We start from the raw sequence: 6259 nt of genomic DNA, 5'->3' as shown, positions 1-6259 counted from the left end.
GGTGAGGGCGGTGCGGGCGGCCGCGGCGAATTCGCCCGCGGTCGGGAAGCGTTTTGTCGGGTCCTTGTCCAGGGCCCGGATGATGGCGGCGTCGAGCTCGGCGGGCAGGCTCGGATCGGTATCGGTGAGATGCGGCGGGTCGAAGGAGAGGTGGGCGTGCATCTGGCCGGGCGCGTCCTCGGCGGGGAAGGGTCTTCGGCCGATGAGGGCCTCGTAGAGCACGCAGGCCAGCGAATAGATGTCCGAGCGCGGCGTGGCCGTGCCCGTGAATCGTTCCGGCGCCATGTAGGCGGGCGTCCCGATGACCAGACTCGCACCGGTGATGGTGGACTGCCCGATCTGCTGCGCGGTGCCGAAGTCGATGAGATAGGTGAACCCGCTCGGCATCACGATGATGTTGGAGGGCTTGACATCCCGGTGCAGCAGCCCGCTCCGGTGCGCCTCGTCCAGGGCGGCCGCGGCCTGCGACACGATGTCGACGGCCATGACCGGCGGCAGCGCCCCGCGCAGGCGCAGCAGCTTGCCCAGGTCGGAGCCGTCCACGAAGGCCATATCGATGAACAGCTGCCCGTCCTCCTCGCCGAAGGTGTGGATGGGCACCACGTGTGGTTCGCGCAACCGGGCCGCCATGCGCGCCTCGCGCTGGAATCGTCGCCGGTAGACGTCGTCGGCGGCGAGCTCGCGCGCCAGCAGTTTCACCGCGACCGTGCGGTCGGTGCGCGTGTCATGGGCCTGCCACACCTGCCCGGTTCCGCCATTGCCCAGCAGGTTTTCGAGTCGGTAGGGACCGAACCGCCTGTCCCCCATGGGAAGTCCTTTCGTGCCGGGAATCGTCTTCCCCTGGGCACTACCCCCGAAAGGTCGCAGTGTTCATGCGGGTCGGTTTTTCACGGGGACGGGCCCGGATTCGTCGACCCGGCGCGGGCTCAGCGCGGTCCGCGGGGATGATCCGGGTGCTTGCCGCCGCCGGGCTTGGGCACCGGCAGCGGGATCGCGGGAATCGTCCAGGGCAGGGGCGGCAGGGTCGGCACGGTCCACGGCGGCAGCGCCGGGGCGGCGGTCTCGGGGACTACCGGCTCCTCGGGCGGCGGGGCGTCCGTCGTTTCCGGTGGCTGCTCGACGGGCTGTGCCGTGGTCGGCGGAATCGTTTGCGGTAGCTGCGTTCTCGCGTTGAAGGTGGCCGGAATCCGCTCCCGATCGGGCTCGGATTCCGCGGTGCGCCCGGTGAACCAGGCCGTCCCGATCGCGACCGCCGCCACCGCGATGAGCAGCCCGGCCGCGGTGAGCGCGCGCCGTTCGGTCCATTGCCGACGCGGCGGCGCGGCCGCGAGGGCCGGGCTCGCCGCGAGGCGCGGGTTCGTCGGCAGCGCAATGGTTCGCGTGTCGGTGCCGGGCTCGGAGCGTGCGGCCCGCAGTGCGGTCCGGAGCTCGGCCGGGAGCGCCGGGATCACCACGGTCGCCCCGTCGCCGGTCAGCGCGGCGCGCGCGGCCGCGGCGAATTCACCCGCGGTGGCGTAGCGTTCGCCCGGATTCTTGGCGAGGCCGCGGGCGATCACCGCGTCCAGGGCCGCGGGCACCGCGGGCGCCAGTGTCGAGGGGGGTTCCGGGGTGCGTTCCAGATGGGCGCGCATGAGCTGGGCCGGATTGCGCAGCCGGAAAGGCCGTTCGCCGGTGAGGCATTCGTAGAGGACGCAGGCCAGCGAGTAGATGTCGGATCGGGTCGAGACGGTGCCGTCGAAGCGCTCGGGCGCCATGTAGGCGGGAGTGCCGACCAGCATCCCGGCCTGGGTGATGGCGGTCTGCCCGTCCTGCAGGGCGGTGCCGAAATCGATGAGATAGGCGATGTCGTCGGGGGCGACGATGATGTTCTGGGGCTTGACGTCCCGATGGATCAGTCCGGCGGCGTGCGCCTCGTCCAGTGCCGTGGCGATCTGGGCGATGAGGTCGACGGCCGCGTCGGGGGCCATCGGGCCCTCCCATTCCAGCAGCGCCTCGATGTCGAGGCCGTCGACGAACTCCGAGTCGATGAACAGCCGCCCCTCGAGCTCACCGTAGGTGTGCACCGCCACCACGTGCGGTCCGTGCAGCAGTGAGGCGGCCCGGGCTTCGCGCTCGAAGCGGCGGCGGTATTCGGGATCGGCGGTGAGCACGGGCGCCAGCACCTTGAGCGCGACGGTGCGGTCCGCCACGGTGTCGTGCGCACGCCATACTTCCGCCGACCCGCCGCTGCCGAGCAGTTCGTCGAGGCGGTATCGGCCCAGGTAGCCATCCCCCAACGGAATTCCTCTCGTCACACTGGGGGACTACCTTAGCGAACCGAACTTGTTTGAATCGTGCACAACGCTTATATCGGTGGGCACGAATCCGCCGTGGCGGGTGCGCACGAATCCGCGTGCGATCAGACGGTTTGCAGGACGCCGCGCGCGGCTTCCCGGGCCAGCATCCGGTCGCGCTGCTCCTCGAACTTGAGCACGTCCTGCCCGAGTTTGTCCATGTAGGCGGCCAGCTCGTCGCGCGCCTTCTCCCCGCGCGGGCCGAAGTCGTTGCGCTCGAAGACGTTCCAGTTCTTGAGCACCGGAGCGACCACCTCGTCCAGATGCTGGCGCAGGTCGTAGATGCCGTGCTTGGCCATCATGACGCCGTTGCGCCGCCAGTTCGGCATGCCGTGGCCGGGCATCACGAAGTTGGTGAGCACCTTGGTGACCGCCTCGATGGCCTGGTCGGGCACCAGGTCCAGGCCGGCGCCGCACAGGGTGCGGTAGAAGATCATGTGCAGGTTCTCGTCCGCGGCGATGCGCTGCAGCATGCGGTCGGCGACGGGGTCGTTGCACACCCGGCCGGTATTGCGGTGCGAGACACGGGTGGCCAGTTCCTGGAATGTCACGTATGCGACGTTCTCCAGGAATCCGCCCCAATCATCCGGGGACTGCGCGCCATTGGTCATGTGGATCATTCGCGCCTCTTCCAGCGCCACCGGATCCACGCCGCGCGTCACCACCAGATAATCGCGCATGACGATGCCGTGCCGGTTCTCCTCGGCGGTCCAGCGGCCGACCCAGGTGCCCCAGGCGCCGTCCTGCGAGAAGTTCTCGGCGATCTCGCGGTGATAGCTGGGCAGATTGTCCTCGGTGAGCAGATTGGTGATCATCGCGATCTTGGCGACTTCGCTCAGCCTGGATTGCGAGGGATCCCAATCCTCGCCGCCCATGGCGGCGAAATTGCGGCCCTCGTCCCAGGGCACGTAATCGTGGGGGTGCCATTCCTTGGCCATCGACAGATGGCGGTTCAAATTCGCCTCGGCGACGGGTTCGAGCTCATGGAGAATCTGATACTGCGTCAACTCGCGGGTCACACACGCCTCCTGTGTCATGCACACCGGGTAGATCCAGAACGGTCTTGCTCGGGACAAGCGAAGGTCTTGCGGTACAACTCGGAAGTAAAAGGCAACACGTGGGAGCCGATCGTACCGGCAACCGCACGATTGTGCCCTGGGCCGCAGGTCGGCGTGAGGCATTCCGGCATCTCCGCGCGATAGGGTTTCTCCCATGGGTTATCCCGAGGAGGCGTTGGCGCCCGAAGAGGTGCTGCTGCTGCACCGCCACCCGCATTGGAAGATGTTGTTCTGGCCCGCTGTGACTTTCATCCTGATCACGGCATTGGCCGGATTCGGCCTGGGAGTCTCGGCGCACAATACCGAGGGCACTCTCCAGACCGGTTTGCTGCTCGGCATTCTGGCGGTGTGGCTGGGTATCGTGCTGTGGCGCAGTCTCGCTCCGCTGATTCGCTGGAAGTCGACGCATTTCATCGTGACCGATCGCCGGGTGCTGATCCGGCAGGGCGTGCTCACCCATACCGGTATCGACATTCCGATGAACCGGATCTCGAATGTGCAGTTCCGCCATGGGCTGTTCGACCGGATGCTGGGCACCGGCACGCTGATCATCGGCTCCTCGTCGGAGGATCCGCTGGAGTACGACGACATTCCGCATGTGCAGAAGGTGCACGCCATGCTCTATCACCAGGTCTTCGATGTGGTGCAGAACAATCCGAACGGCGGCGGGTCATACGGATCCGCGAGCCCGTACCCGTAGTCTTGTTCCGTGACCGCAGTACTGCTGGCCGAAGACGACGAGGCCATCGCCGCGCCGCTGTCGCGGGCGCTGGGCCGTGAGGGTTATTCGGTGACCGTGGAGAGCTATGGCCCCGCCGTGCTGGAGCGGGCCCTCGAAGGCGGTCACGACCTGCTCATTCTCGATCTCGGGCTACCGGGCATGGACGGCCTCGAGGTGTGCCGCCAGGTGCGGGCGCGCGGCGCCGAACTGGCCGTGCTCATGCTCACCGCCCGCACCGACGAGGTGGACTTCGTGGTCGGCCTGGACGCCGGCGCGGACGACTACGTGGGCAAGCCGTTCCGGCTCGCCGAACTGCTGGCCCGGGTGCGGGCGCTGTTGCGGCGCAGCGGAATCGGCGACGAGGCCGTGGAGGTGGGCGGCATCCGCCTGGAACCCGCGGCGCGCCGGGTGCTGGTGAACGGCATCGAGGTGAATCTGGCCAACAAGGAGTACGAGCTGCTGAAGGTGCTCATCGATCGGGCCGGGCAGGTGGTCTCGCGCGAGACCATTCTGCGCGAGGTCTGGGGCGACGCGGATCTGCGCGGCTCCAAGACGCTGGATATGCATATGTCCTGGTTGCGCCGCAAGATCGGCGACGAGGGGCCGGTGGCGGAGCGCCGCATCGTGACGGTGCGCGGCGTAGGCTTCCGGTTCAATACCGACTAGCTCGGCCGCTCGAACCGATCCCTTGTTGTGCTCTTCCGCGCTCGTAAGACTCCCGCAGGCCCGGCGAAGCGAGGCATCTCGACGATGAGACGCAGAATCCTGCTGTCCATGGTGGCCGCGTTGACCCTCACCACCCTGGTTCTCGGTGTGCCCCTGGCGTTCACGGCCTGGCAGTGGGTGGAGGACATCAACCGCAATGAACTGCGCAACCGGCTCGAGCTCATCTCCGAGGAGGTGACGCGGCAGGAGCGCGACGGCATCGTGCAGGGGGACCTGGACACCCGGGCGGTGCGGCTGCTGATTCCGGCCAACGGGCGGCTGACCATCATCTATCCGACCGCGGCGGAGTCCAACAAGCGGATCGATGTCGGCGCGGAGACGGTCGAGGATCCGCTGGCCGAGTCCTGGTCGATGGGCACGGACGGCTCATTGCGGCTCGAAGTGCCCTCGGCCCCAATGCATTCCATGCAGCGGCAGGCGCTGGGCGCGGTGCTGGGCCTGGTGCTCATCTCGCTGGGCGCGGGCATCGCGGTGGCGGTGGTGACCGCGCGCCGGGTGGCCGACCCGCTGCGGGATGTGGCGGCCCGCGCGGCCCGGCTGGCCATGGGCGACTTCCGCGCCGATCCGCGCCGCCACGGCATCACCGAGCTGGATCGCGTCTCGGACGTATTGGATTCGGCGACAGTGGAAATCGCGGGCCGGTTGCAGCGCGAGCACGCGCTCGTCGCCGACGTCTCGCATCAGCTGCGCAGCCGCCTCACGGCCGTGCGCCTGCGGCTGGACGAGCTGTCGGTGAACGACGATCCGGCGGTCGTGCACGAGGCGGAAGAGGCCATGGCGCAGGTGGATCGGCTCACCGACGCCATCGACGAACTGGTGCGCGCCTCCCGCGACGAGGGGGCGGCCGAACGCGATCCGGTGCCGGTGGTCGCCGAATTGCGCAGTGTCGTAGCGGAATGGCGGCATCCCTTCGCCGAGGCCGGACGCAAACTGGTGCTGCTCGGCGACCCGACTCTCAAAGCGCCCGTGACGGGTTCGCGCCTGCGCGAGGCGCTTGCGGTGCTGGTCGACAATGCCCTCATGCACGGCGGCGGCACCTGCACGGTCTCGGTGCGCACGGTCGCGGGCCGCATGGACGACAGCGAACCGCTCGTGGTCGTGGAGGTCGCCGACGAGGGTGACGGTGTCCGAGATGAGCTGGCCCCCCACATCTTCGACCGCGGCTTCTCCGCGGCGGGGTCGACCGGTGTGGGCCTCGCCCTGGCCCGCGCCCTGATCGAAGCCGACGGCGGCCGCCTCGAATTGCAACGCCGCCGCCCGGCCCTCTTCGCGGTCTTCCTCGGCTCCTCCGGCGTCGCCTCCCGCCCGATCGCCGTCGGCACCGAGCCGCGCTGATCTTCTATCCGTTCTCTAACTGTTCGTTAGTCGGCGCTGAGAAGTCGCTTCCTACCTTCGGATTCGTCAGAAGGAAGCGACGAGCG

At 68.4% G+C, this 6259-nt stretch carries 6 protein-coding genes; 3 read left to right on the top strand and 3 right to left on the bottom strand.

The window, feature by feature from the left end; all coding sequences use genetic code 11:
- From ACAM49_RS25705 to ACAM49_RS25695, 3 genes are all read right to left on the bottom strand, one after another.
- A partial coding sequence (locus ACAM49_RS25705; protein ID WP_369638127.1) for a serine/threonine-protein kinase occupies positions 1 to 807 on the bottom strand: 807 nt, incomplete at its 3' end.
- A 119-nt stretch (positions 808 to 926) separates the two neighbouring features.
- On the bottom strand, positions 927 to 2294 hold the full coding sequence (locus ACAM49_RS25700) for a protein kinase (protein ID WP_369638126.1): 1368 nt from the start codon (positions 2292 to 2294) through the stop codon (positions 927 to 929).
- Positions 2295 to 2398: 104 nt separating this feature from the next.
- The gene (locus tag ACAM49_RS25695) at positions 2399 to 3352 is read right to left on the bottom strand and encodes an acyl-ACP desaturase (RefSeq protein WP_369638125.1); all 954 of its coding nucleotides are present in this window, start codon (positions 3350 to 3352) and stop codon (positions 2399 to 2401) included.
- A 193-nt stretch (positions 3353 to 3545) separates the two neighbouring features.
- On the opposite strand from ACAM49_RS25695, the gene ACAM49_RS25690 reads away from it, so the two are divergent.
- The 3 genes from ACAM49_RS25690 to ACAM49_RS25680 all read left to right on the top strand — a co-directional run bounded on the left by ACAM49_RS25690 (position 3546) and on the right by ACAM49_RS25680 (position 6173).
- Complete coding sequence (locus tag ACAM49_RS25690) at positions 3546 to 4091, top strand: PH domain-containing protein (RefSeq protein ID WP_369638124.1); 546 nt, start codon at positions 3546 to 3548, stop codon at positions 4089 to 4091.
- Positions 4092 to 4100: 9 nt separating this feature from the next.
- Complete coding sequence (locus ACAM49_RS25685; protein ID WP_040805082.1) at positions 4101 to 4778, top strand: response regulator transcription factor; 678 nt, start codon at positions 4101 to 4103, stop codon at positions 4776 to 4778.
- Between the two features lie 84 nt (positions 4779 to 4862).
- Complete coding sequence (locus ACAM49_RS25680) at positions 4863 to 6173, top strand: sensor histidine kinase (RefSeq protein ID WP_369638123.1); 1311 nt, start codon at positions 4863 to 4865, stop codon at positions 6171 to 6173.
- The last annotated feature ends 86 nt before the right edge of the window (positions 6174 to 6259 follow it).

Source organism: Nocardia sp. JMUB6875 (assembly GCF_041154655.1).
Lineage (GTDB): Bacteria > Actinomycetota > Actinomycetes > Mycobacteriales > Mycobacteriaceae > Nocardia.
Note: the sequence above shows the minus strand (reverse complement) of the source record. Positions and strands in the feature narration are given on the sequence as shown.